The sequence below is a fragment of the Nocardia sp. NPDC004260 genome (assembly GCF_053603155.1).
In genome coordinates this window covers 107260-132997 of the sequence record NZ_JBSGEZ010000012.1, presented here as the reverse complement: position 1 = coordinate 132997, position 25738 = coordinate 107260, and the positions used below count along the sequence as shown (strand labels likewise).

Sequence of the window (25738 nt, the reverse complement as noted above, 5' to 3'; positions counted from 1 at the left end):
CGAGCGACCGACCCAGGCCGTCACCCCGGCTCCCCCCGAGTCCCTTCCACGAACCCCGTAACAAGATCCGCGCAAAGGATGGTGCCCTAGTGACCGACGCGTCCGTGCGGCTCGACAGCCCACCGACCGCGACCGCGGCCACGCGCACCTTGCTGATCGCCTGCGGCGCCGCCTTCATCGCCTTTCTCGATCTCTCCGTCGTCAATATCGCCTTCCCGTCGATCGCCCGGGACTACCCCGGCACGGCGACCGCCACGCTGACCTGGGTCGTCAGCGGCTACGCGGTCGCTTTCGCCGCGTTGCTCACCCCGGCCGGACGTCTCGCCGACGCGCTCGGCCGCCGCAGGCTGTTCCTCGGCGCGCTGGCCGGCTTCGCCCTCACCTCCCTGCTGTGCGGGCTCGCCCCGACAGCGGGCTGGCTCATCGCGGGCCGGGTGCTGCAAGGCGGCGCCGCGGCGCTGATGGTGCCGTCCGCTCTCGGCTTGGTGCTCGCCGCCACGCCGCGGGAGAAGATCGGCGCGGCCATCGGAGCCTGGTCGGCCGCGGGCGGGTTCGCCGCGGTCGTCGGTCCCGCACTCGGTGGCGCGCTGGTCGAAGGATTCGACTGGCGGGCGGTTTTCGTCATCAACGTTCCGGTGGCCCTGCTGCTCATCGTGGCGGCGGCGCGCGTTCCAGCCTCGGACGACCGTCGATCCGGCGGTGCGCTGCCGGATCCGCTCGGCACCCTCGCGGTGGCGCTAGGGCTGGGCGGGCTGGTCGCTGGCGTCACCGAAGGGCAGCGCTGGGGGTGGACCTCGGCCGGGACACTGACCGCGCTGATCGGCGGCGGACTGCTGGTCGTGGCCGCCCTCATCCGTTCGGCGCGCCATCACGAACCCGCGATCGCCGTTGACCTGTGGCGCAGCAAGTCGTATGCGCTGGCCAACGCCACCTCGTTCGTCTTCGGCGCGGCCATGTTCGCCTGGCTGCTGTCGGGACCGCTGTTCCTGGATGCGATCTGGGACTACTCGGTGCTCGGCTCCGCAGGGGCCATGACCATCGGAGCGGTCGCGTCGATGGTGACGGCGACCGTCGCGGGCCGGATCGGCTCGGCGACGGCCAGGCGGTGGCTCGGCGTGCTCGGCGCGCTGATGTTCGTGGCGTGCACCGTGTGGATGAGCACGGATGCCTTCGGCGCCACTCCGGCCCTGTGGTCGGCGTGGATTCCGGCCGGGGTGCTCGGCGGTGGCGGCATCGGTTTCGTCGTCACGGTACTGGGCACCGCGGCGGCCAGTGCGCTTCCGCCCCAGCAGTTCGCCGCGGGCACCGGCATGAATCTGACGGCGCGGCAAGTGGGCGGGGCGCTCGGCGTGGCCGTGCTCGCCGCCGTGTTCGCGGCACGTCCCGACGATCCACTCGGCGCGTTCCACATCGTCTTCGCCGTATGCGCGGGCATCGCCGCCGTGGCCGCTTGCCTGGCGGCGCTACCGGCCCGCACTCCGTCCTTCTCCGTCGACAACTAGGAATAAGTGTGAGCGACAACGATATTCGTACCGAAGAGAACGATCCGCTGCTGCTGCCGCCCGCGGAACAGCGGCGTCTGCTCGCCGACACCCCCTGGCAGCGCTACGCGGTGCTCGGCGACTCCATCGCGCAGGGCGTCGGCGATCCGAGCCCGGGCTACGAACTCGTGGGCTGGGCCGACCGCGTCGCGGCCGTGCTCACTTCGGTTCGCCCGGATCTGGCTTACCTGAACACCGGCCGGATCGGCGCCACCTCCGCCCAGGTCATCGCCGAGCAGTTGCCCTCCGTGCTCGAATTCCGGCCCGATCTCGTGCATCTCAGCTGCGGCGGCAACGACCTGTTCCTGCCGGGCGGCGACCTCGCCGAACTGCGGACCAACCTGGACACGCTGTTCGGAACGCTGGCCCGCACCGGAGCGCAGATCGTGACCTTCACCCTCGCCGACGTCTGGGAAATCGAGCGTATGGCGCCGATGCGTCCGATGCGCGACCGGATGGCCGCGCTCAACGACCTGGTCCGCGAACTGGCCGCCCGCTACGACGCGCTCCTGCTGGAACTCTGGGACCACCCGCTGCGCTTGCGGCCCGACCTGATGAGCGCCGACCTCATCCACTTCAGCATGAGCGGCCACGCCGTACTCGCCTCGGACATGGTGCGCGCGCTGGCCGGACACGTTCCCGTGTCGCGCTGATCGGACACGTGGTGGAGGCACCCGGCCGTCGAGTGCCTCCACCGGTCCAGAAAGGCGGCAACCGAGTGCGATTCGCTGCGGCCCCGTCCGACCGAGGCGGACGAGGCCGTTGCTCCGTTACAGACCACGGCGGTATTCGAGGACGAGGCCCTCGCGTGCAGCGACCGACCGCTGCAACGGCGGCCTTGGCGACGCCCGAGCAACCCGCATTCGATGCCGGCGATCCGCTCCGGGCAGTGTCATGGTGCCGCGCCGGACCAGCCGTCCGATCCGTATCGTTCGACCAGTTCGGCGCCGAGGCGGGCCAGTTCGGCGCGGACCTCGGGCGGATCGAGAACCTCGATCGAGGCACCCCAGCCCGCCAGCTGCTGGGCCAGCATCCAGGCAGTGGGAGCGGTGATGCGAACCTGGATGCGGCCGTCGGCAACCGGACCGTCCACAACGCAGTTCCGCCCCTGCTGGTCGTGCAGGATCGGCAACAGGCGCTCGGAGATCAACACGGTGGCGGCGAGGGTCGCGCGCCGCTGCTCCACCTCCTCGACCACCTGTTCCCAGGCGCCGGCGAGATCGAAATCCGCTGGGCGGTGGGCCGGTTCACCGGTGCGAGACGCCTCGGAGATCCGATCGACGCGAAAAGTTCGCTGGCCCCGCTCGGTTCCGGCGATCAGGTACCAGACACCGTCCTTGTCGGCGAGACCCCAGGGATCGACGAGACGCTCGGACCGCTTCCCGGTCCGGTTCGCATAGCGCAGCAGGACTTTTTCCCGCTGCACGACAGCGCTTTGCAGCAGCGACACCAGCGGGGGCAGCTCGCGATCGGTCGCACCCCAGCGCGCGGGATCGATCACCACCGCATCGGCCGCCGCCTCCGCCTCGCCGCGAAAGGTCTGCGGCAGCGCGCGCACCAGCTTGCGCAGCGCCGACTTGGCTTCCGGCACCGCACCCGCGGAGGGACCCGCCAAGAGGAACAGCGCCCGCGCCTCGCCCGCCGTCAGCCCGGTCAGATCCGTACGCGCACCGCCAACCAGCGACCAGCCGCCGCCACGCCCCGGCTGCGGATACACCGGCACCCCTGCGGCCGACAGCGCCTCGAGATCCCGGCGCGCGGTGGCGACCGAGGTCTCGAGCTCCGCCGCGACCTGCGCGGCCGTCACCCGCCCTCGGGTCTGCATCATCAGCAGAATCGCCACCAATCGGTCCGCTCGCATACGCACAATTCTGCCGTCAAAAGTGCTCATTCGGTGCACACTTTTACCCGCATGATGGATCTACGAGTACGGATGAGAACGATTCGAAGGAGAACCACCATGCTGCGCGGAATGGCGACGAGCACCTTCTACGCCGACGACCTCGAGGCCGCCAAGGACTGGTACGCGCGGTTCTTCGGCGCCGAGCCCTACTACCAGGTGCCCAACGGCTACTACGAGTTCCGCATCGGCGACTACCAGCACGAATTCGGCATCGTGAACCGCGCCTACGCGCCCGCCGGAGCGCGCAACGCCCCCGGCGGCGCGATCGTGAACTGGCACGTCGACGACGTGCGAGCGACGTTCGACCGGCTGCTGGAACTCGGCGCGACCGTCTACGACCCCATCACCCCGCGCGGCAACGGCGAGGGCTTCGTCACCGCGGCCGTCGTGGACCCGTTCGGCAACGTCCTCGGCCTCATGTCCAACCCGCACTACCTCGAGATACTCGCCAAGACCGGTCCCGCGTAATGCAGCAGTACGGCGGCGTGCTGCCCGTATTCTCTCGACGGACACCACGCCGCCCACTCCGGGCGCGTCCCGCTCGAAGCGGACCCGGTCGGAAGATCAGGGACGGAACCAGCGCTCCAGGACGGTGGCGACGCCGTCGTCGAGGACGTGGCCGGTCACTTCGTCCGCGAGATCGCGAACGTCCGTGGGCGCGTTCGCCATCGCGACCGAGTGCGCCGCCCAGCGCAGCATTTCCCGATCGTTGTAGCCGTCGCCGATGGCCAGCGTCGCTTCGTCCGGGACACCGAGGGCGATGCGGAGCTGTTCCAGCGCCCAACCCTTCGACACGCCCTGACGGCAGACGGTGAGCCACGGCCCGAACTCGCCGTGCACCCAACTCGCGCCGGGCACCCGCAAGGAGCGCAGCGCCAGCAACATCTCCTCCAGCGAACCATCCGGCAGCCAGCCGTTCAGTCGCGGGGTCGGTTCGCTGCTCAACGCGTGATGGTCGACGAGCAGGTACTCGCCGAGGGAGAATTCGCCGGGACTCGCTCCGGTGGCCCAGGTGCCGATGCCGACCTTCTCCACGGCGAAGATCATCGCGGGAAACAGCGCGCGCAGCGCGGTGATCGCGGGCGCCGGGTCGAACGCCTGGATCGCCACCGGTTCGCCCCTGGCCACGTCGATCTGCACGGCGCCGTTCGAGCAGAGGGCATGTCCGTCGCGCAGACCGAGTTCGGTGAGCACCGGACGTGTGGTCAGCAGCGTGCGTCCCGTGGTGATCACGACATGCGCACCCGCCGCCACGGCCGCGCGCACCGCCGCGACCACCCGCGCACTGATCGGTGTTCCCGTATCCAGCAGCGTCCCGTCTACGTCTAGCGCGATCAGCTGGGGACCCCCGGATGCCATCAACCCATTGTGCCTCGCGGCCGCCGCACCCGCCGTCGAATCCGGCGCGACCAGACCCGCACCGCCACCGGGGAATTCGCCGTCCGGGGCTGGGCCGCTATCGACCGCGCCCTCCGCCGCCGACACCGCCCGCACCTCCGGCGCCTCCTCTGGACGACCCGCCTGCCGACCCACCGATCGAGCCGGATCGGCCCGGCGAGCCGCCGAACGACGAAGCGCCCGAGGGGTTCCCACCCGAGTGGCCGCCCGCCGACGACGCGCCGCCCGGACGCCCGCTCGATGAATTACCGGCCGACGCCCCCGAGCCGTGGGCCGACGAAGTGTCAGCCGAGCCGCCGGAGGACGAGCCATGGGTCGACGGATTACCGGCCTGCCCGTCCGACGACGAGTTACCAGCCGGCCCAGCCGAAGACGATCCGTGCGTCGTGGAGTGCCCGGGCGACCCTCCCCACGACGATCCACCGGCCGACCCGCCCGGCGAGTCATCGGAGGATTCGTGCGCGGTGGAATCGTTTGTCGAGCCACCGCTCGACGCGCTTCCGCCGGACGAGGTGGATGTTCCGTGGGTCCCCCCGGACGAGGAACTCCCGGGGCTCGCTGTTCCGGAAGAGGACGAATTCGATGCGGAGGGTTCGCCGTGCTCGCCCGTTGCCGTACTGCTGCCGCCCGGTGAGTCGGACCTTCCGGTCGACGGACTGCCCGCAGAACTCCCCGGTGCCGTCCCACCGGGCTCCGCAGGCTTCGAGCCGTTCTGCGATGCCGGACCGGTGGAGCCCGGCGCGCCCGACCCGGGAGCGGATACCTGCCCCGGCGCGGGCGGCTGTCCGGGCAGATCGGACCCGGGTGCCTGCCCCGGCAGCGGCAGACCAGGAGCCTGTCCGGGAACGGGCGGCTGCACGATGTCTCCGGGGACAGGACGAACCACCGGAGCGAACGGCAATGGATTCACGAAATAGGCGGGATCGCCATATCCCCGTTGGCGCAGGCCCCCAGGGGCGCAGCAGTTTCGCGGATCCCGGTGCGAGCCGATCCTGGACTCGGCCACCGACGGACCGTAACCGGTGCTGCGCGGAACCGGTGTGATGAATCGGGTGTACGCGGAAGTCGGCTGCGATAGCAGCGAGGGCAGCGCCCGGCCCGAGTTCCATGCGGCGGGCACGGCCATCCGGGACCAGGCGTCGGCGAGGTGCTCGCTTCCGACGTCGACCAGCAGACCATCGGTCGGGAAACTGATTTCGGGAAGATGCTCGAGCATCGGCGCGAGCTCGGGAACCATGGATCCGCCGAAGACGGTTACGGCCGACATGGCCACCGCGGAGACCACCGCGGCACTGGAGAACACCGCCACGCGAGGCGCGGCGGCGCGGCGGTCCGACGCGCCGAGCGCCATGGTGCGCGCCGCCATCAGCGCGGCTCCGGCGGCGATCGTCTGCCCTGGATCGGCCGAAATCAGCACGGGGCGACCGAGTTCGGCGAGCGTGCGCGCTACCTCCGCAGGCCGCGACGCCCCTCCCACCAGCAGCACACGACCGATATCGGAGAGCGTTATGCCCGCTTCCCGCACACAGTCGCGGACCAATTGGAGCGAATCCTGCACATGCGCGGTACGCAGTCCGTCGATGTCGACGATCGATGTCATCGACAGTCCGGCGCGCGCGACGTCCGGGGCGTACCGCGCGATCATCGACCCCAGCGGCCTGCCGCCGAAATCGTGGGAACGTATGGGCTTCCCGATCATCGGATGGTTGTCCCAGTCCGGCCCGACGCGCACGATGCTCACATCGAGGCTGGTGCCGCCGAGGTCGTAGATCAAGACGAAATCGGTATCCAGCGGGCCGTGCTCGTGCTCCAGCCATTCCGCCGCCGCGACGGGCTCGGGCACCAGCAGCACGTCGCTCGCCCCGGATAGGTCCAGCGCCTGGCGCAACAACGCGACCTGCTTGTCGGAATACACCGCCGGGTAGGTGGTCACGACGCCCGCCTCGGACGCGTCCGGCTCGACCGCCCTGAGCTCGTTGACCACCGCGGCGACGAGATTGGCCGGCGACCAGATGCGGCCGCCGACGATCACGGCCTCCGGATCACGGCTCAGATCGGCGAAATCCGTGACCGCCATGCTGAATTGCGCAATCCCGCCGAGGCGCAGCCCACCCGCGCTGTCGAAGGTCACCGCGGTGCGGCGAGACCGCACCGCCGGTCGTGGCCGATCCGCGCTGACCGAAGCCGTCACGGAATTCACTGCACCGATGCTGAAACCCAGACCTGTAGTCATTCGCTATCCCGTCAACGCACCGTGACCACGTCCATCACATGGCGTTCCCCTGTGGCCGCGGTCGTCTTCCAAACAGCCACCACAGGTTAGCTGTTTCACGTCGACGTGGATGCGCAATTGATACGGAATGTTCTACCGATAGCAATAATCGTCCGAATTGCCAGGTAGGTGCGAGTCCACACTCACGTCCAGTCCGCTCGACATCACCAATCACGCTGAGCATACAGCCTTTCCGCTACCACACAGCGATCTAGATATGACGAGAAAATCCGACCGTCCGCCGGTTTGCCCCCTTGAAAGCACACCGCTCGACGGACGTTTGCCGGTGGGTAACCAAATCCTTGCCACATCCATACATCTCGGCACGCCACTGCGGTATGGGCAGTCAATTGACACATCAACTAGATGTCCAATTATCGCCAGCGCACTCCTTCGCGTCCGGCTTGACTCGACATCGGGTCACACCACGGAGGTGCGATCGCGAGAGTGGAGAGGAATCGAACGATGGCAACACGGTTCGCGGAGCAGGTCGTCTTGATCACCGGCGCGACCTCGGGCGTGGGCAAGGCGGTCGCGCTGCGGGTCGCGGGCGAAGGCGCCGCGGTCGTGCTCGGCGCACGCGGCAAGGACGCGGGTGAGCAGGTGGCCGCCGACATCCGCGCGGCCGGTGGGCGCGCGCTGTTCGTGCCGACCGATGTCACGGCGGAACAGGACGTGGCCCGGTTGACCGACGCCGCGGTATCCGAATTCGGCCGCCTGGACGCCGCGTTCAACAACGCGGGCGCGGTGCACGCCTTCGGCCCGGTCGCGGAGATCGACGAGGCGGATTGGCGCGCCGATCTCGAGCTCAACCTCACCAGCGCGTTCTACGGCCTGCGGCATCAGGTTCCCGCGCTTGCGGCCTCCGGCGGCGGCGCGATCCTGAACAACGCGTCGAATCTGGGTGTGGTGGGCATGGGCTCGGTGGCGCCATACGTGGCCGCCAAACACGGAGTGGTCGGCTTGACGCGTGCGGTGGCGCTCGAAGCCGCCGATCAGGGAGTGCGAGTGAACGCACTGGTATCCGGGGCGGTCGACACCCCGGCGTTCCGTAATTCGATGGGCGCGACGCCCGAAGGAGTGGCTGCCATCGCGGCGCTGCACCCGCTGGGCCGCATCGCGGCGCCGGAGGAGATCGCCTCGTTCTGCGCCTACTTGCTCAGCGGTGAAGCCAGTTTCGTCACGGGTGCGGCACTCGCCATCGATGGCGGCTTCACCGCACGGTGACTCTGGACGTGGGACCGCCTCGGGATACCGGCGCGGCCGGGGTATCCCGAGGCGGGGTTCGTCAGGCGCGCGCCAGCAAGCGGCGGACCCGGCCGGTGCGAGCTTCCACCGCTTCCCCGGCCCGGACCGCGGGCTGCCGCAGCCGCACCAGCCGATCGAGTTCCGCCGCGCTGCCGGTGGGTTCGGGCAGGCGGCCCGCGTTGAAGTCGGCGGCCAGCTGCCGCACCGTTTCCTGCGCGCAGGACTTGTTGGTCCCGATGAAGCCGGTGGGCCCGCGCTTGATCCAGCCGGTCACGTAGGTGCCGGTCACCACGGCGCCGCCCGGGCGCTCCAGCACCCGGCCGTCCTGGTTCGGGATCACCGCGGCCCGCTCGTCGAACGGCAGGCCCGGCACCGCCACGCCGCGGTAGCCGACCGAGGTGAGCACCAGGCCCGCGTCGAGCCGATCGGTCTGCCCGGTCGCGACGGCGCTGATGCGGCCGTCCGGATCGGTGACCAACTCGGTGCGGCCGATTTCGAGACCGGTCACCCGATCGGTGCCGAGGATCTCGGTGGGCGCGGCCAGATAGCGGAACACGATGCGCTTGCGCTGCCCCACCGGCCGGGTGCGCACGCTGTGCAGCAGCCGCAGCTTCTGTTCGACATGGAACGGCAGTTCCGCGCCGAGCTCGGGCAGCTCACCCTCGATCACGATGTCCACGTCGCATCCGAGCAAGCCGACGAATTCCGGCACCGTGAAAGCGGATTCGAGCGGACCGCGCCGACCGAGCACGACCACCTCCTCGACCTTGCTCTCGCGCAACGCCCGCAATGCGTAGGGCGCGATGTCGGTGCCGGTCAGCGTCGCTGGGTCGCTGGTGAGGACGCGCGCGACGTCGAGCGCGACATTGCCGTTGCCGACGATCACGGCACGCCGGCCGGACAGGTCGAAGGCACGGTCGGCGTGGTCGGGATGACCGTTGTACCAGGCGACGAAGTCGGTGGCCGAGACATTGCCCGCCAAGCCCTCACCCGGGATGCCGAGCTTGCGATCCGACGACGCGCCGACGGCGTAGATCACGGCGTGGAAGTGCTCGAGCAGCTCGGCATGCGAAACGTGGGCGCCCACATCCACATTCAAGTACGAACGGAACCCCGGCTGCGCCGCGATGACGTCGAACAGCTCGCCGACCTTGCGGGTCTTGTCGTGGTCCGGTGCGACGCCGTGCCTGGCCAGCCCGTAGGGCACCGGCAATCGGTCGAACACCGTCACCGACACCTCGGGCTGGGTCAGCAGTTCGTCGGCGGCGTACATCGCCGAAGGTCCCGACCCCACGATCGCCACGCGCAGCGGCGTGCGCTCGGTGTGGATCCGTGCCGCGGGCACCGGTCGCGCCAGCAGGGGGCGCGGTCGCGCCTGCCGGTAGAAATCGGCGTTGATCTCGATGAACGGCTTCTGCTCAGCGGTCAGCTTCTTCGATGACACGATGGCGTCGACCGGGCACGCGGTGGCGCAGGCGCCGCAGTCCACGCACGCCTGCGGGTCGACGTACAGCATCTCCGCCGTCCGGAAGTCCGGTTCGTCGGGCGTGGGATGGATGCAGTTGACCGGGCAGGCGTACACGCAGGACGCGTCGCTGCAACAGGATTGGGTGACGACGTACGGCATGCGACTCAGGCGACCTTGTTCGCGGCGCGCAGCGGTTCCGACCGGTACCGGGTGCTGGGACCGTCGATGCCGAGCGCCTTCCAGACCGCCTTGGCGACCGGGTTCATCAACCCGATGTCCTTGGCCAGGGCGCGCACGTCGCAGAAGTAGTCGCTGAAGACCTGCTTGGCCTCCGGCGAGCCGTAGAACAACTCCTTGCGAACCTTCTCCGGGATGTCGAACTCGGCGAAGAACGACCGCGGCGGCGTCACGATCGAGCGGCCGAGGATCCGCATGACGATCGGCATGGCCAGCGAGAGGATGAACTTCTGCACCGGCTTCGCTTCCGGCACATGGTTCTTCAGGAACTCGTGCGCGAAGGAGATGTGCCGCGCCTCTTCGGCGACGTGAATGGCCATCACGCCGCGCATGATCGGGTGCACCTCTTCGCCCGAGCGCAAGATCTGCTTCTGGATGTGGTCGATCGGCTCCTCACCGGCCAGCACCGCCATGAAGAACAGGTTCGGGAACCAGGCCGCCACGGGCGCGCCCAGGTACTTGAACTTGCTGACCAGCGGGCCCATGCCGGGCACGTCCAAGCCGATCCGGTTGACCATCTCCTGGAACATCAGGGTGTGGTTGTGCTCCTCGATCATCTCGTGGGAGCAGTACCGGAACTCCGGCGAGCCGTTGGGCAGGCCGAAGTTGTGGATGACCATGCCGCTGATCAGGATCGACTCGAACTGCAGGCCGACCTTGGCGATGTTCGCCTGCCGGTACTTGCCGACCGCGATCTTCTGCTCGGTCGACAGCGCCTGATACCAGGGGTGGCGCGCCACCGTGTCGGCGGACACGGGCAGAATCCAGCGCTCCTCGCCGGCGTCGGCGGCGAAGTCGGGGTTGTCCCAGTCGATGTCCTCGAAGGGATCGAAGTGCTTGTTGACCGATCCCTCGGAGAGCAGCAGCAGCTTCGCGGCGTACTCCTGCGCCTTCTCCAGATCGGGATCGACGGCTGGTGTCACGGCTGCGGACATCGTCGTCACTGCCTCTCCTCGATGGAACCGTTTAACTGTATCCCATAGTTACACCAACGGAGAGTCACGTCAACCCAGCAGTTGCTAGGGCCGTCCGGCGATGCGCGCCCTCATCACGCGCACCGCCGGACGGCCCCTGTTCATCGCGGCCCGTGCCGGGGCCTAACTCACCAGCACCCCGTCACCGACCGCCAGGATCGAGGTCCCGAAACCGAAGACCGCCGACATACTCGTGACGACGGCCACCCGGCCCAGTCGGCGCCTGGTCCGGCGCGACAGCATCAGGGCCCGCGTGGCGGCACGACGACGGACGCGCCTGCGCCTGACCCGGCGCAGTTCGGCCGCCGCCTCGGCCACGGCCGCCGCCCTCCGTCCGAGGATCGCGGCGCCGTCGGCGGTGGTCCGCCCGGGATCGGCGGCGACGATCACCGGCCTGGCCAATTCCGCCGCCAAGACCTCGGCCACCTCCGCCGGTCGCGCCGCCCCGCCGACCACCAGCACACGGTCGACGTCGGCCATGGTGACGTCCGCGACCCGCAAACAGCGGTAGACGAGTTCCAGCGACTCCCGGACATGCTTGACCCGCAGTTCGCCCGCGATCGTGTCGGCGACCGACTCGGCGACCGAAGACGAGTGCGGGCCCGGCCCGGCTTGCTCGGCGATCAACGCCCCGAACGCGCGTCCGCCGAACTCGGTGGAACGCAGCGAGACCCCGACGATCGGATTGCGCGGACATCCCGCACCCACCCGGACCAACGTGACGTCGAGCCCGGCACCGCCGAGGTCGTAGACGAGGGCGAGACCCGGCATGAGCGGACCACGGTCGGCCTCCAGCCAGGCCGCCGCCGCGACGGGTTCGGCCACCAGCGCCACCTGCGTGAGTTCCACGCCGTCCAGCGCCGCGCGCAACGCGTCCACCTGCTCGTCGGCATAGCGGGCCGGATAGGCCATCGCGATGCCGAGCCCGCTTGCGCAGCCGGGATGGTCCTGCCGCACCTCGTCGATCAGGCACTTCGCCACCGTGGCGACGAGGTCCGCCGGGGCGAGCGCGCGGTTGGCCACCCGCGCCCACGTGCTGGAACGCTGCGTGAGATCGGCGAATTCGGTGACCGCGCGGCCGTGCCGGGGAATCATGCCCACCCTGGCCACGCCGGTGCTGTCGAAGGTCAGCGTGGTGCGGCGCGTGATGGTCTGCGCCCGCTGCGTTTTGCGTCGCCCCGGCGGAGCCTTGGCCGAACCTTCCTCCGCGAGAACGGAAACCGTGTTCACCGTACCGATGCTCAACCCGAGACCAACCGCCATCGCAATCCACCCGATCGCCGTGCCGATTTGCTTCGAACGCCGTTTAGGCAACCACTCCGCGATCTTCGTGCCAAGTCCGGACAACCGATTGTCCGCAAGCCGCCTGTGCCTCGCCGCATCCGAATCCACGGGCTACGACGCCCTCACCAGGCCAACCAGCGCTACACATGCCGTCCAGTCGGATTTCATTGCGACACGCGGGGATAGATCGTGCCCGGTGGATGTTTGCCGGATTCGGGTGCTCGCGCGCACGGCGCCGAGCGACAGCACTCCACAAGGGGAGACTCCCCTTGACGGATCCGTGCCGACAATTAGCCGAATGGGCGGGGCGCCGGACCGGCGACAGTCGTCGATATTCGCATCGCATGCCGGGTCCGGCCCGGCGCCGCTACGACCGCCGCCTAGCGCACACCTCGCCGTCTGCTTCGGCAACCATTTCGCAACACGGCCGGATAGCAGTGGACGCGGCAATGTATGGGAGTGCGGCAACTTTTCAGCGCCACACTCCCTATGTCGACGGGTATGCGACCGGTTCCCGAAATCCCTTAGTGCGCGGGCAGTTCCGGGATCCGAGTTGCGCGGACGTAGACCGTCTCGCCGTCCGACAGTCGCAGCGCCTCGGCGTCACCGCGGGTGACCTGCGCGGCGAACAGGTCGCCGGTCGCGGCATTGCGCAGTTCCACGCGCACCTCGAAGCCGAGGTGCACCACCCGCTCGACCGTCGCCCTGGTGACGCCCGCGGAATCGGCGGTGCCCTCGTGCTCGGCGAGCGCCATGCCGGGATCCCGGCCGACGCGAATGTCGTGTGGCCGCACCAGATGTCCGTTGAGCCGGGCCACCGCACCGAGGAACGACATGACGAACTCGTTGGCCGGCCGGTCGTACACGTCCTCGGGGGTGCCGATCTGCTCGATGCGGCCCTTGTTCATCACCGCGATCCGGTCGGCGACGTCGAGCGCCTCCTCCTGGTCGTGGGTGACCAGCACGGTGGTCACGTGGACCTCCTCGTGCAGCCTGCGCAGCCAGGTCCGCAGGTCGGCGCGGACCTTGGCGTCCAGCGCGCCGAACGGCTCGTCCAGCAGCAGCACCTGCGGATCGACGGCGAGCGCGCGGGCCAGCGCCATACGCTGGCGCTGGCCACCCGACAGCTGGGCCGGGTAGCGGTGCTGGAAGCCGTCCAGTCCCACGATGCCGAGCAATTCGTCGACGCGCTTGCTGATCTCGTGCTTCGGGCGCTTGCGGATCTTCAGGCCGAACGCCACGTTGTCGCGCACGGTCATGTGCTTGAACGCCGCGTAGTGCTGGAAGACGAAGCCGATGTCGCGCTTCTGCGGCGGCACCCGGGTGACGTCGCGCCCCGCGATGCTGACCACGCCGGTGTCCAGCGACTCCAGTCCGGCGATCGAGCGCAGCAGCGTCGACTTGCCCGAACCCGACGGGCCGAGCAGCGCGGTGAGCTCGCCCGAGGGGATGTCCAGACTGACGTCGTCGAGGGCGGCGAACGTGCCGTAGTTCTTGTTCGCGTTGGTCACGGTGATCACTTTGTGCCCCGCTTACGTTCGAGGAGGGTCATCAGCAGAAGGGTGACGAGGGCGATGCCCATCAGCAAGGTGGCGGCGGAGTACGCGCCGAAGGTGTTGTGGTCGTTGATGTACCGGCCGTGCACGAGCAACGTCAGCGTCTGCGACTTGCCCGGCAGCGCGGAGGACACCATGATCACGGCGCCGAACTCGCCGAGTGCGCGGGCCACGGTGAGCACCACGCCGTAGGTCAGGCCCCACCGGATCGCGGGAAGCGTGATCCGCCAGAAGGTCTGCCACTTGGACGCGCCCAGGGTGGCCGCGGCCTGCTCCTGGTCGTCGCCGATCTCGTGCAGCACCGGCTCGACCTCGCGCACCACGAACGGCAGCGTCACGAAGATGGTGGCGATCACCATGCCCGGTAGGTTGAAGATGACCTTGAAGCCCAGGTCTTCCAGACCGCCGAACCAGCCGCCCGCCCCCCAGAGCAGGATCAGCGAGACGCCGACCACCACGGGCGAGACCGCGAACGGCAAGTCCACGATGCCCTGAACCAGGTTGCGGCCCGGGAACTTTCCACGCACCAGCGCGAGCGCCGTCACGATGCCGAAGACCACGTTCACCGGGACGGTGATCGCGACGATCAGGAGGGATAGCTGGAAAGCCGAGATGGCCGCGGGCGTGGTGATCGAGTCGACGAACGAGCCGATCCCCCGCTCGAAGGTGCGCCACAGGATGATGATCAGCGGCAGCACCAGCAGTACGAACAAGTAGCCGAGCGCCACCGTCCGCAACGAGATGCGGGTCAGCGGATGCAGTTTCATCTACCCTGCTCCGTCCCAGGGGAATGCCCGCACCCCGGCGACACGGGGAGCGCTGCGCGATCGTTTGTCATCGGCTCGCCTGCTCCTTGCGCGCGCTGCGTTCGGCGAGCAGCCGCAGAACCAGCAGCGTCGCGAACGAGATGGCCAGCAGCGCGACCGACACGGCCGCCGCGTTCACCGGCCGATCGATCTCGATCTGCTTCTGGATGTACTGGGAGGCCATCTCGGTCTTGCGCGGAATCGCGCCGCCGATCAGCACCACCGAGCCGTACTCGCCGATCGCGCGGGCGAAGGCCAGTCCGCCGCCGCTGATGATGGCGGGAGCCAGCGCGGGCAGCACGATCCTGCGGAAGGTGGTCCAGTTGTTCGCGCCCAGCGAGAGCGCCGCCTGTTCCACCTCGCGGTCGGCCTCGATCAGCACCGGCTGCACCGAACGCACCACGAACGGCAGCGTGACAAACGCCAGCGCGACCACCAGGCCAGGCTGGGTGGCGTTCAGGTGGATGTCGATCGGACTCTGCGGACCGTACAGCGAGAGCAGCACGATACTGGCGACGATGGTCGGCAGCGCGAACGGCAAGTCGATCAGCGCGTTGACCACGCCCTTGCCGGGAAACCGGTCACGGACCAGCACCCAGGCGATCAGCGTGCCCATGACCACGTTGACCACCGCCACCACCACCGAGACCAGCACGGTGATGCGCAGCGAGTCCAGCGCGGCGGGCGCGGTGACGGCCTCCCAGAAACCGGACCACCCGTCCTCGAAGCTGGTCACGGTGAGCGCCGCCAGTGGCAGCAGCACGATGATGCTCAGCCAGAGCACCGCGGTGGCGATGCCGAGCGGACCCACCGAGCCGGTCACGCGCAGCCACGACCAGTTCCGGCGGCGATCGGGACGCACGGGTTCGGAGACGCCGGGACCAGCTGCCTGCGCGGTCCCGGCGTTACTGCTCGTAGTCACGATCGTCCAGTATCCCGTGTAACGGGGGTCACCCGGTCACTTGGTGGCGTTGTCATAGATCACCGCTACCGAACCCGTGTTCGGGGTGAACAATTCCTTGTCCACGGTCTTCCAGCCGCCGAGGTCGGCGATCGTCCACAGCTTCTGCGGGGTCGGGAAGTCCTTGGCGTAGTCGGCGGCGACCTTCGGATCAACCGGGCGGAACCCGGCGGCGGCCCAGGCCTTCTGGCCCGCGGTGGTGAACAGGAAGTCGCGGAAGGCGACGGCCTTCTGCTGGTTCTTGCTGTTCTTCAGCACCGCGACCGGGTTCTCGATCTTGAACGTGACCGGCGGGACGAAGTGCTCGATCTGATCGCCGTTGCGCTCGGAGAAGATCGCCTCGTTCTCGTAGCTCAGCAGAACGTCACCGGTGCCCTGCAGGAACGTCTCGGTCGCCTCGCGGCCGGACTTCGGCTGCACCTTCACGTGCTCCTTGGAGACCAGCTTGCTCAGGTAGTCCAGGCCCGCCTGCGGGTTCTTGCCGCCGTCGCTCTTGGCCGCGTACGGCGCGAGCAGGTTCCACTTGGCCGAACCGGAGCTGAACGGGTTCGGGGTGACCACCTCGACGCCCGGCTTCAGCAGGTCGTCCCAGTCCTTGATGCCCTTCGGGTTGCCCTTGCGCACGACGATCGCGACCACCGAGCCGAACGGGATGCCCTTGGTGGCGTCGGCGTTCCAGCTCGCGTCCACCAGGCCCGCGTCGACGAGGCGGGTGATGTCCGGCTCGACCGAGAAGTTCACGACGTCGGCCTCGGCGCCGTCCTTCACCTTGCGGGACTGGTCGCCGGAGGCGCCGTAGGACTGCTGGATCTGGACGTTCTTGCCCTGCTCGGTCTTGTTGAACTCGGGGATCACCTTGTCGAAACCGGGCTTCGGCACGGCGTAGGCGTAGAGGTTCAGGGTGCCGCCGCTGCCGTCGGAAGCGCCCGCCCCGACCGTGTCGCTGGCTCCGCCGCCGCAGGCGGTCAGCGCGACCGCCGCTAGGGCGGCTAGGGCAACGGCGCTGTAGCGTCGGCGCGGCGAAAGCCAGGATTTGCGAGCCATCGGGGTGGACCTTTCGTGCAGACCGCCAGTTCTCCGGTAACACATCGGTGGCGGCGACAAACTTATCGATTCAGCAGACCCGCCGATCGAGCGATACGGCAGCGGCGCGACTACCGGCCCACAACGGGCCGTCGAAGCAAAAGCACATCTGCAAGAAGCGCGCCGGTCTGCTGACAAACGAGACGCGGATGTGCCCGGTCGCGATCAGCGACAGTAGACGTCCGCGACCGCGAGGTCACCGACAGCAATCAACGCCAATTCATGGCGGACCTGCGGGACTGCGCTCGAAGACACGGGCAGACTGTAGCAGAGCACAAGGCGGAGTTCGAATCGAAGAGCCCAGGAAGAGGGGGGTTTCATCCTATGACCACCAGTCCGGATCGCGTCCGCACGACCTTCCCCGGCATCAGCACCCGCACGTGGGAGCACCCGGCCGACCGCACCGCCCTGGTTACCCTGCGGTCACTGGCAGGGTTCGACGTGGTGCTGCGCACACTGTCGGGGTTGCTGCAGGAACGCCAGCACCGGCTGTTGTATCTGGCCACTGCGGTACGGGTGGACGAGCGGCAGTTCCGCACCCTGCACCACCTGCGCGAGGACTGCGTGCGGATCCTGGACGCCCCCACAACGCCGGAGCTGTTCGTGTTGCAGAGCCCACAGGTGAATGCCTTCACCATCGGCATGGACCGCCCGTTCATCGTGCTGACCACCGGGTTGCTCGAACTGATGGACACCGAGGAGCTGCGTTTCGTGGTGGGCCACGAACTCGGGCACGCGCTGTCCGGCCACGCGGTGTACCGCACGATGCTCATGCACCTGCTACGGGTCTCGGCGAGCGTCGGTTGGTTGCCGGTCGGTGGCTGGGCTCTGCGCGGCATTGTCGCGGCCCTGATGGAGTGGAGCCGCAAGTCCGAGCTGTCCGGCGACCGGGCCGGGCTGCTGTGCGGCCAGGATGTCGACGCTTCGGTACGCGTGCACATGAAGACGGCCGGGGGCGCCTTGATGAAGGAGATGAATCACGGGGCGTTCCTGGCCCAGGCCGACGACTACGAACGGTCCGGCGATCTGCGCGACGGCGTGCTGAAGCTGCTCAACCTGGAGTTGCAGAGCCACCCGTTCTCCGTGCTGCGCGCGGCCGAACTGCGCCGCTGGATCCAGAGTGGCGACTACGACCGCGTGCTCTCGGGCGACTATCCGCGCCGTGACCAGGATCGCGCCACCCGGATCACCGACGAGATGAAGGCCGCCGCCCGCACCTACCGCACGAACTTCGACCAGTCCGACGATCCGCTCATCCGTACGGTGCGCACGCTGGGCCGGGATGTCGGCGCGGCGGCGAGCACGGTCGCCCACGAGGTCGGCGACACCGTCGCGAAGCTCGGCAAGCGGTTCGGCGACTGGCGCGGCGGCGGGAACTGACCGTCAGCGGGTGATCAACCAGGCGACGACGATCAGCACGAGCAGAGCGATGAGGGCGAGCTGAACCCGCGAACGAGGCATCAGCGCGCCCCGCTCTGCACGGGAGTGCGATCGGCGGCGGCCTGCCCGGGTTCGAGCACCGCAGCCGCACCGGCCGGGGCGGGGCGCGGCGGTGCGGGATGGGCGCCGTAGCGGCGATCCAGGATGCGCAGCACAGCACGCAGCACGCGATCGAGTCCGTAGGCGATGGCGAAGCTGATCGGGACCATGCCCACGAGCACGACGAGGAACTGCGGGATGAACGGCAGTCCCGCCACCCACAGCTCGAAGCCGTCCCACCAACCTGCGATGCGATGCACGGCTTCAGCCTAGTCGGTACGCCGGCCGGTTCCACGAGGCCGTCGGCCACATCGGCGGACGGAGGAATCGAGTGGTGGACGACGGGCGTACATCGGCCCGAAGATGGGGTATGGCGTCCTCCGATGACCTCACCCTCAACGACCCCGACGGCCTGCCGACGAACTTGGCCGAAACCCACCGCCGCGGCGCATACCCGCCGATCGATGACTACGCCTTCCTGTCCGACTGCGAGACGAGTTGCCTGGTCGCCAGCAACGGCGCGGTGGAATGGATGTGTGTGCCGCGACCGGATTCGCCGAGCATCTTCGGGGCGATCCTCGACCGCAGCGCGGGGCACTTCCGGGTCGGGCCGTACGGGGTCAACGTGCCCGCCGCCCGCCGCTACCTGCCCGGCGGGATGATCCTGGAGACCACCTGGCAGACCGGCACCGGCTGGCTGATCGTGCGCGACGCACTGGTGCTCGGCCGCTGGCACAACAACGATCAGCGCAGCAAGACCCACCGGCGCACCCCGATGGACTGGGATGCCGAGCATCTGCTGCTGCGCACGGTGAAATGCGTGAACGGCACCGTGGAGCTGGAGATGAGCTGCGAACCCGCGTTCGACTACCACCGGGCGAGCGCCCGGTGGGAGTACACCGGCAAGGTGTACGAGGAGGCGACCGCGGTGCGCTGCGACGAGCCCAGCGCCGGGCCGAGCCTGGTGCTCACCACCGATCTGCGTCTCGGACTCGAGGGGCGCGAGGCGCGCGCCCGCACCAGGATGAAAGAGGGCGACGAGGTCTTCGTCGCGCTCACCTGGTCGGAACTGCCCGCGCCGCGCACCTTCGACGAGGCCGCCGACAAGATGTGGCAGACCAGCGAATGCTGGCGCCAGTGGATCACGCTCGGCAAGTTCCCCGATCACCCGTGGCGCAACTACTTGCAGCGCAGTGCGCTCACCCTCAAGGGCCTCACCTACGCGCCGACCGGCGCCCTGATCGCCGCCGCCACCACATCACTGCCGGAAACTCCCGGCGGAGAACGCAATTGGGATTACCGCTACACCTGGGTGCGGGACGCCAGCTTCGCGCTGTGGGGTCTGTACACGCTCGGCCTGGACCGGGAGGCCAACGATTTCTTCGCATTCCTCAACGACGCGACGACCGGCGAGGACGGCGAGCCCGTTCCGCTGCAGGTGCTCTACGGCATCGGGGGCGAGCGGCAGCTCGACGAGGTCATCCTCGACCATTTGGGCGGCTACGACCAGTCCCGTCCGGTTCGCATCGGCAACAATGCCTACAAGCAGGACCAGCACGACATCTGGGGCACCATGCTCGACGCCGTGTACCTGCACGTGAAGTCACGCCAGCAGGTGCCGGAGACGCTGTGGCCGCTGCTGGTCCGCCAGGTGCACGCCGCCATCGAGCACTGGAAGGAGCCCGACCGGGGCATTTGGGAGGTGCGCGGCGAGCCGCAGCACTTCACCTCGTCCAAGGTGATGTGCTGGGTGGCGCTGGATCGCGGCGCGAAACTCGCCGAACTGCACGGTCAGTACGAGCACGCCGAAGAGTGGTACACGATCGCGGAAGAGATCAAGGCCGACGTCCTGGCCAACGGCGTCACCTCAGAAGGCGTGTTCACCCAGGTCTACGGCGGCGACACGCTGGACGCCTCGCTGCTGCTGGTGGTGCTCACCCGCTTTCTGCCGCCCGAGGACGACCGCGTGCGCGCGACCGTGCTTGCCATCGCCGACCGGCTCACCGAGAACGGCTTGGTACTGCGGTACCGGACCGAGACGACTGACGACGGCCTGAGCGGCACGGAAGGAGCGTTCACCATCTGCTCGTTCTGGCTGGTCTCCGCGCTGGTCGAGATCGGGGAGACCGAGCGGGCGCGGCACCTGTGCGAACGACTGCTCGGCTTCGCCAGCCCCCTGCGGTTGTACGCCGAGGAGATCGATCCGCGCAGTGGCCGCCACCTCGGTAACTTCCCTCAGGCGTTCACCCACCTCGCGCTGATCAACGCCGTGACCCACGTCATCCGCGCCGAGAGCTCCCGGCACGCGGGCCGCTTCCAGCCCGCGCACACCCCGCAGGGCCATCCGGTCTGACCCACGCCGGGAAACGGTCTAGGCGGGAACCAGTCCGTCGGCCTCCTCGCGCAGCGCGTGCAGTTTGCCGAGCCGCGCCTCGAGGTCGGCGATCCGCTCCGGCCTGCGGTCGCCGTACTTCCCGTAGTTCTCCTCGGCCGAGCGCAGCGCGTCGTCCGCGGCGCGCGAAACCTCGGTCGCGATGTCGGTGAAGTGGTCGCGCAGCACTCGCTGTACGGCGCGCAAGCGGTTACGCGACTCCTTGCCGACCTGGAAGATCACGTCGTCCATCAGGCGGGCCACCGCTACCTTGGCCTCGGCCCGGCGGCGCACCTTGCGGCTCTTGCGGTCGTCCCATAGCGCGTTCACGCCCAGCAGCACGCCCGCACCCGCCGAGTACCAGTTCACCAGCGACATGCCCAGGAGGCTGGTGGCCAGACCGACCATCAGGATGCCGCCGTAGGAACCGCGCAGACCGGTCAGGAATTGCTGGGTGACCCCGGCTTTCGCGCTCTCGAGGGGCTCCAGCGGCTGCACCGCCTCGAGCACCTCACCGGGGTTGGCCAAGCGCAGGTCCGGCAGCGGTGGGGTCCGGTTGTCGGCCGGGAACTTGGCGGCCACCTGCTCGGACAACTCCATCGAGCGGTAGTGCGCCACGGCGAAGTTCTCCTCGACCGCCTCGCAGATGCGCGCGTCCAGATCGGCGGCGAAATCCTTCCAGCGGCGCGCCGGATCGGTCTGGGCGATCTCGGCCTCGGCGTCGCGGATCAGGCTGCGCAGCCGGTGACGCAGGTCGTGCTCGATGTCGGCCATCAACTCGGTCGCGCCGTCGACCAGCGTGACCTGCCAGTTCGCGGTGCGCTGGCGCAGCTGATCGGCCTCGTCGCGCGCGCGGGCGAGCTGGTCGGTGATCTCGGCGCGGCGTCGCGGGTCGCGCAGCGCCTCGGCTTCGGTGCGCAGGGTCAGCGCGAGGTGATCGCAGACCAGGCGGATGTCCCCGACCGCGGCTTCCAGCGCCACCGCGTCCGCACGGGCGACCACGTAGTCGCGCAGATGATCGATCAGCTGCGGCACGCCGGATTCGATGTCGCGCTGGTAGTCACCGGTCAACCCGGCCTGCCGGTGCAGTTCCGCGGAGACCGGGGCCACCGCGAAGCCGAGTCCCGCCGAGTCCAGCAGTTCCCGGTTGCGCTGCTGGGTGCGCGACCAGTGCGGGAACACGTCGATCTTGTTCAGCACGCAGATCACGGTCGGGCAGATCTGCTGGATGCGCTGCAACTCGGCGATCTGCTCCACGGTCAGCTCGGTGCCCGCGTCGCCGACGTAGAGCACGGCGTCGGCCGCGGCGATCATCGACCAGGTGGTGCGGTTGTCGCCCAGCGCGCCCGGCGCGTCCATCACCACGACACCGTCGGCGAGCAGCGGGCTGGGCTGGGTGAACTCGGCACGGACGACGCCCTGGGTGGCCAGCGCGGGACCGGGATCGAGCGGGTCGACCGACTGACGTTCGGTACGCCCGTGCTCGGCCTGCCGCACCAGCGTCGCGGTCGGCTCCGGCCCGTACTCGACGATCACCGGGACGCTCAGATCGCTGTTCGTGGCGCTGACCGAGGCACCGACCAGGCTGTTGACCAGCGTGCTCATGCCGTTCTTCGGACGACCGACGACCACGAGCCGTACCCGGGGATCGCTCACCCTGGCACGAACCATGCTCAGTCGGCTGCCGAGGTCGTCGCGTCCCGCGGATCGGGCCGTCTCCCGCAGCTCGTCGAGTATCCGAATGAGCGGGGCCATCGCGTCCGGATGTTTCACGGTCGCAGCCTTCAGCCCGGCAGCGGCAGACAACCCTCCTCCTTACTTCTCGGTGACTTTCGTTCCGGCGCCCCCTGCGACCCACTCCGCAGTCGTCGGAACCCGCTACGGCCCTGCTAGATCAGGGAGATGTCCGACACATCGGACACGTAGTGGTGCGTTTCCACTATGCCCGACTCCGGCAGCAACGCACCCGAGAGGCTGCCACCCGAGGACAGCGCCAGTGCGGAGTGGTCGAAGGTGTAGTCGGCGACGGGGTAGGCGGTGTCGGCCGGGTGGTCGAGCGCCAGCGGCGCCGAGATGCCGTGCGGCTTCGGGTCGATCACCTGCGGCTTGATCGGCGCCTGGGTGGGTACGGGGGCGGTGTAGGTCGGCGCGGACGGGGCGTGCGGCTCGACGGTGGGCGCCTGTGCGGGGGCGCTGTAGGTCGGCTGGTCCGGCGCCTCGTACGTCGGCTGCGAAGGCCTGCTCACCGTCGGTACGTCGCGGGTGGGCAGTTCGTGGGTCGGCACGTCGTTGGTCGGGTAGGTGCCACCGGTGCTCGGGCGACCCGTGACGCCACCCGGCGAGGTCGCGTCGTCACCCGGGGTGGTCGGCGCATGCGTGGGCGCCGGGGTCTGGGTGACCGTCGCGCCAGGGACCTTGGTGGTCGGCACGTCCGGAGCGGTGGTGATGCCCCCGTGCGGCACTGTCGTGGCGCCCGGGAGCTTCGTGACGTCGTGATCCGGCGTCTTCGGCGCGGACGGGACGGTCACGTCGCCGGGAACGCTCGGCGTCGGCGTGGTCTTGACGATCGTCGTCGGCGCGGTGACGGTCGACGCGGGCGACTGGGTCGGGTGGGACGGATGCGGATCGGTCCCGGGGGCCGGTTTCACCACGGGCGCCGGTCGTATCGCGTCGAACAGCGCGGGGACGGTCGCCGCGGGAGCGGTCAGCACGGATGGGCCGTCCGGGGCGGCGAACACATTCGCGATCGGGGTCGACGCGGCGTCGGGCTGGATCGTGGTCTGCAGCGGGGTGGCCGCGACGACCGGTGCGGCGGCGACCGCCGCGGGTGCGGGCGCGGGCGCCGTGGCGGCAGGGGCCACCGAGGCGACCGGCGCGACCGCGCTCACGGGTGCGACCGACGCCGAGGCCGCCAGCGGCTGCGCGACGCTCGATGCCGTCGGCGCACCGGCCGCCGACGCGGACTGCGCGACGCCGGAGGCCGCCGACGACTGCGTGGCGGACGCGCCCGATGACGTGAGCCCACCGAGCAGTCCGGAAGGGCCTTGGCTCAACGCGTTCGGCTGGGCGGCCGCGCTGTCGGTGCCGTCCGGCAAATGGATGCCGTCGGCCAGATAGTCGGTGAATTCGTCGAGCTGATCGCCGACGTGCCCGACCGCGGCGTCGACCTTCATCTCGGAGGTGAAGTAGATCCCGTTCGGGCCGATCCCGAAGTCGACCGACCACTGGGTGCCGACGAACATCCCGAGATCGCCGCCCTGACCGACGCCGTCGAACGGATCGCCCGCCGCATGCGCCGCACCGGCGCCGCTGTTGCCGGGCAGGTCGAAGACGGTGGAGCCGGGCGCGGTGAAGCCGTTCGCGCCGGGCAGGCCGAAGCCGTGCCCGGCTTGGCCGAGTCCGTGGCCGGGCAGGCCGAACCCGTGCCCGCCGGGCTCGTCGAGATCGTTCGCCGCGTCGGACCGGACGCCGGGCAGCGACAAACCGTTGGACACGTGACCGTCGGTCCCCGGGATGGACAGTCCGCTCCCGGCATCCCCGTCCATGCCGGGGATCCCGCCGAGCCCGGGTACGCCGCCTCCGGAGTGTCCGGGCAGCTGCATCCCGTGGCCGCCCGACTCGCCGGACAGCGTCGGCAGCTGCATCCCCTGCGCGCCGGACTCGCCGGGCAACGTCGGCAGCGGCATGCCCGCGTCGGTGCCGCTGTACTCGCCGGGGAGCGTTGGCAGCGATCCGGCGGGGCCGGCGCCGGGCAGGGTGAACCCGGGCGCGGGATTCCCCGGTCCTGGCGTCGGGTTTCCGTGCGCCACCGGGACATTCGAGCCATGCGAGAACGGCGCGGGCTCGACGACCGGGTCCGGGAAGGTGATCACCGGGCTCGGCTGGTCGGGATCGGGATCGGTGCTGTGCGCCCAGCCGGTGTGCCAGCTGTCGAGACGGGATTCGCCGGGCTGTGCGGGGACGCCGCCGCCGTTGGCGGCCACCAGCGCGCCGCCGGTGACATAGGCGCCCGCCCGCGCGACCCTCGCGACGCCGGTGGCCACACGGTAGGCGGTGTCGCCCGCGCGGTCGGCCTCTTCGGTGTCGCCGTCGAAGGGCAGATCACGCGTCATAAAAGCTCCACTCTCGGTTGTTCAGCATCCTCACCACGCCGGTCCGACCGAGAGTGAAGATCACCCAACAGTATTTCGGGAATACTCCCCTGTCACATTCTCCAGGACTGGAGAGAATGCGACTGTGGCGGGCAACACAACCCTGCCATCCGAATTGCCGGATCGGAAGCCCCATTTCCGGCGGCTCCCCGACCGCGCACGGTCTCGAATAGACACCGTCACCAGGCCTGATCGAAACGTGGCGAGTGCGCGGCGGGAAGAACTAAAGGAACTCTGAGAGTTGCCGACGGAGTGCCGAGGATTTGCTCTTCATCGAGGAATTCGACGAATCAGCCGTTCGGCGGCATGGACGCCGAGGTGGCCGGAACGCGAACGTATCGACCGGACGACTGTCGGCCCATATCGACTTCCACTCGGCCGCATCGCGACGATCCGCGTCCGCACACCGTCCGACACGTCCGTTACAAGTTTCCGCCGTGGCCAATGCCTCACTTTCCAGTCCCGCGCATCGCGCACCGCGAGCGCAGCCGACACCACGATCTCAGACTGTGGGATTAGATTGTGGAACGCCTCGCGGTCGGCGAACTCACCGAACCGGACGTCTTCGAGCCGTTCGACCTCTGCGACACCCTCGACCGCGCGGTGCACGACGCGCGGCGCGGGCATCCCGGGGTGCGGGTCGAACTCGCCGAATGCCCACCGATCACGGTGACCGGTCTACCGGGCGGCGTCATGCTCATCGTCACGAATGCCGTCGCCAACGCCGTGCAACACGGCGAGGCCGGAACCGTCACCGTCAGCGCACGATCCGGCCCGGAGGACATCGTGGAGATCTGCGTGGACGACGACGGTCGCGGCGTCCCCGAGGCGTTGCGCGGCGACGCCTTCGACCGCTTCGTCAAGGGCCCCGGTTCCCCCGGCTCGGGCCTCGGCCTGGCCTTGGTCCGTCAGCAAGCCGAATTGCATTCCGGCACCGCCGAACTCGACGAGAGCCCGATGGGCGGCGCCCGCCTGCGCGTACGGCTGCGCGCGGCGGGCTAGCCGC

At 69.2% G+C, this 25738-nt stretch carries 21 protein-coding genes; 7 read left to right on the top strand and 14 right to left on the bottom strand.

The genetic code is table 11. The features are described from left to right. The first annotated feature begins 89 nt into the window (after positions 1–89). Positions 90–1502 carry an MFS transporter gene (locus tag ACWEO7_RS10020; protein ID WP_452422352.1) on the top strand — a complete coding sequence of 471 codons (1413 nt, stop codon included), beginning with the start codon at positions 90–92 and terminating at the stop codon, positions 1500–1502. An 8-nt stretch (positions 1503–1510) separates the two neighbouring features. Beyond that, positions 1511–2194 carry an SGNH/GDSL hydrolase family protein gene (locus ACWEO7_RS10015; protein ID WP_452422350.1) on the top strand — a complete coding sequence of 228 codons (684 nt, stop codon included), beginning with the start codon at positions 1511–1513 and terminating at the stop codon, positions 2192–2194. 239 nt (positions 2195–2433) lie between these two features. Here the strand turns inward: ACWEO7_RS10015 and ACWEO7_RS10010 are convergent, their stop codons facing one another. After that, positions 2434–3402: a helix-turn-helix transcriptional regulator gene (locus tag ACWEO7_RS10010; protein WP_452422349.1), complete on the bottom strand. Its 969-nt coding sequence runs from the start codon at positions 3400–3402 to the stop codon at positions 2434–2436. A 99-nt stretch (positions 3403–3501) separates the two neighbouring features. Here ACWEO7_RS10010 and ACWEO7_RS10005 point away from each other — a divergent pair, with 99 nt between their 5' ends. Further along, complete coding sequence (locus ACWEO7_RS10005; protein ID WP_450018644.1) at positions 3502–3912, top strand: VOC family protein; 411 nt, start codon at positions 3502–3504, stop codon at positions 3910–3912. 96 nt (positions 3913–4008) lie between these two features. Here ACWEO7_RS10005 and ACWEO7_RS10000 read toward each other — a convergent pair whose 3' ends face one another. Next, positions 4009–4803 (bottom strand): HAD hydrolase family protein, encoded by a 795-nt coding sequence (locus tag ACWEO7_RS10000; protein ID WP_379254709.1) that lies wholly within the window; start codon positions 4801–4803, stop codon positions 4009–4011. Between the two features lie 97 nt (positions 4804–4900). Continuing rightward, entirely contained in the window at positions 4901–7042 is a 2142-nt protein-coding gene (locus ACWEO7_RS09995) for an Hsp70 family protein (RefSeq protein ID WP_452422347.1), read from the bottom strand. A gap of 537 nt (positions 7043–7579) precedes the next feature. Between ACWEO7_RS09995 and ACWEO7_RS09990 the strand changes: the two genes are divergently transcribed. After that, entirely contained in the window at positions 7580–8341 is a 762-nt protein-coding gene (locus ACWEO7_RS09990) for an SDR family NAD(P)-dependent oxidoreductase (protein WP_452422345.1), read from the top strand. Between the two features lie 61 nt (positions 8342–8402). Here the strand turns inward: ACWEO7_RS09990 and ACWEO7_RS09985 are convergent, their stop codons facing one another. From ACWEO7_RS09985 to ACWEO7_RS09950, 8 genes are all read right to left on the bottom strand, one after another. Next, positions 8403–9989: an FAD-dependent oxidoreductase gene (locus ACWEO7_RS09985; protein ID WP_452422343.1), complete on the bottom strand. Its 1587-nt coding sequence runs from the start codon at positions 9987–9989 to the stop codon at positions 8403–8405. A gap of 5 nt (positions 9990–9994) precedes the next feature. Beyond that, positions 9995–11011 carry an AurF N-oxygenase family protein gene (locus ACWEO7_RS09980; protein ID WP_452422341.1) on the bottom strand — a complete coding sequence of 339 codons (1017 nt, stop codon included), beginning with the start codon at positions 11009–11011 and terminating at the stop codon, positions 9995–9997. A 153-nt stretch (positions 11012–11164) separates the two neighbouring features. Continuing rightward, complete coding sequence (locus ACWEO7_RS09975) at positions 11165–12271, bottom strand: Hsp70 family protein (RefSeq protein WP_452422339.1); 1107 nt, start codon at positions 12269–12271, stop codon at positions 11165–11167. 578 nt (positions 12272–12849) lie between these two features. Next, on the bottom strand, positions 12850–13845 hold the full coding sequence (locus tag ACWEO7_RS09970; protein ID WP_355072390.1) for a sulfate/molybdate ABC transporter ATP-binding protein: 996 nt from the start codon (positions 13843–13845) through the stop codon (positions 12850–12852). Further along, positions 13842–14648: a sulfate ABC transporter permease subunit CysW gene (gene cysW / locus ACWEO7_RS09965; RefSeq protein ID WP_450018658.1), complete on the bottom strand. Its 807-nt coding sequence runs from the start codon at positions 14646–14648 to the stop codon at positions 13842–13844. Before cysW ends, ACWEO7_RS09970 begins: the two co-directional genes overlap by 4 nt. A gap of 67 nt (positions 14649–14715) precedes the next feature. Next, on the bottom strand, positions 14716–15549 hold the full coding sequence (gene cysT, locus ACWEO7_RS09960) for a sulfate ABC transporter permease subunit CysT (RefSeq protein WP_450018719.1): 834 nt from the start codon (positions 15547–15549) through the stop codon (positions 14716–14718). A 96-nt stretch (positions 15550–15645) separates the two neighbouring features. Continuing rightward, positions 15646–16692, bottom strand: a complete 1047-nt coding sequence (locus ACWEO7_RS09955; RefSeq protein WP_355072386.1) for a sulfate ABC transporter substrate-binding protein — start codon at positions 16690–16692, stop codon at positions 15646–15648. Between the two features lie 204 nt (positions 16693–16896). Beyond that, a complete protein-coding gene (locus ACWEO7_RS09950; protein WP_353963123.1) occupies positions 16897–17052 on the bottom strand; it encodes an Ms4533A family Cys-rich leader peptide in 156 nt (51 codons plus the stop codon). 3 nt (positions 17053–17055) lie between these two features. Between ACWEO7_RS09950 and ACWEO7_RS09945 the strand changes: the two genes are divergently transcribed. Beyond that, positions 17056–18111 carry a M48 family metallopeptidase gene (locus tag ACWEO7_RS09945; protein WP_452422338.1) on the top strand — a complete coding sequence of 352 codons (1056 nt, stop codon included), beginning with the start codon at positions 17056–17058 and terminating at the stop codon, positions 18109–18111. Positions 18112–18191: 80 nt separating this feature from the next. Here the strand turns inward: ACWEO7_RS09945 and ACWEO7_RS09940 are convergent, their stop codons facing one another. Further along, complete coding sequence (locus ACWEO7_RS09940) at positions 18192–18470, bottom strand: hypothetical protein (protein ID WP_452422336.1); 279 nt, start codon at positions 18468–18470, stop codon at positions 18192–18194. Between the two features lie 110 nt (positions 18471–18580). Between ACWEO7_RS09940 and ACWEO7_RS09935 the strand changes: the two genes are divergently transcribed. Beyond that, positions 18581–20563, top strand: coding sequence for a glycoside hydrolase family 15 protein (locus ACWEO7_RS09935; protein ID WP_452422334.1), 1983 nt, complete (start codon positions 18581–18583; stop codon positions 20561–20563). A gap of 18 nt (positions 20564–20581) precedes the next feature. Here ACWEO7_RS09935 and ACWEO7_RS09930 read toward each other — a convergent pair whose 3' ends face one another. Further along, positions 20582–22387, bottom strand: coding sequence for a dynamin family protein (locus ACWEO7_RS09930; protein ID WP_452422332.1), 1806 nt, complete (start codon positions 22385–22387; stop codon positions 20582–20584). Positions 22388–22470: 83 nt separating this feature from the next. Continuing rightward, the gene (locus tag ACWEO7_RS09925) at positions 22471–24693 is read right to left on the bottom strand and encodes a hypothetical protein (protein WP_452422331.1); all 2223 of its coding nucleotides are present in this window, start codon (positions 24691–24693) and stop codon (positions 22471–22473) included. Positions 24694–25254: 561 nt separating this feature from the next. On the opposite strand from ACWEO7_RS09925, the gene ACWEO7_RS09920 reads away from it, so the two are divergent. Continuing rightward, on the top strand, positions 25255–25734 hold the full coding sequence (locus tag ACWEO7_RS09920; protein WP_452422329.1) for a sensor histidine kinase: 480 nt from the start codon (positions 25255–25257) through the stop codon (positions 25732–25734). Positions 25735–25738 lie beyond the last annotated feature (4 nt).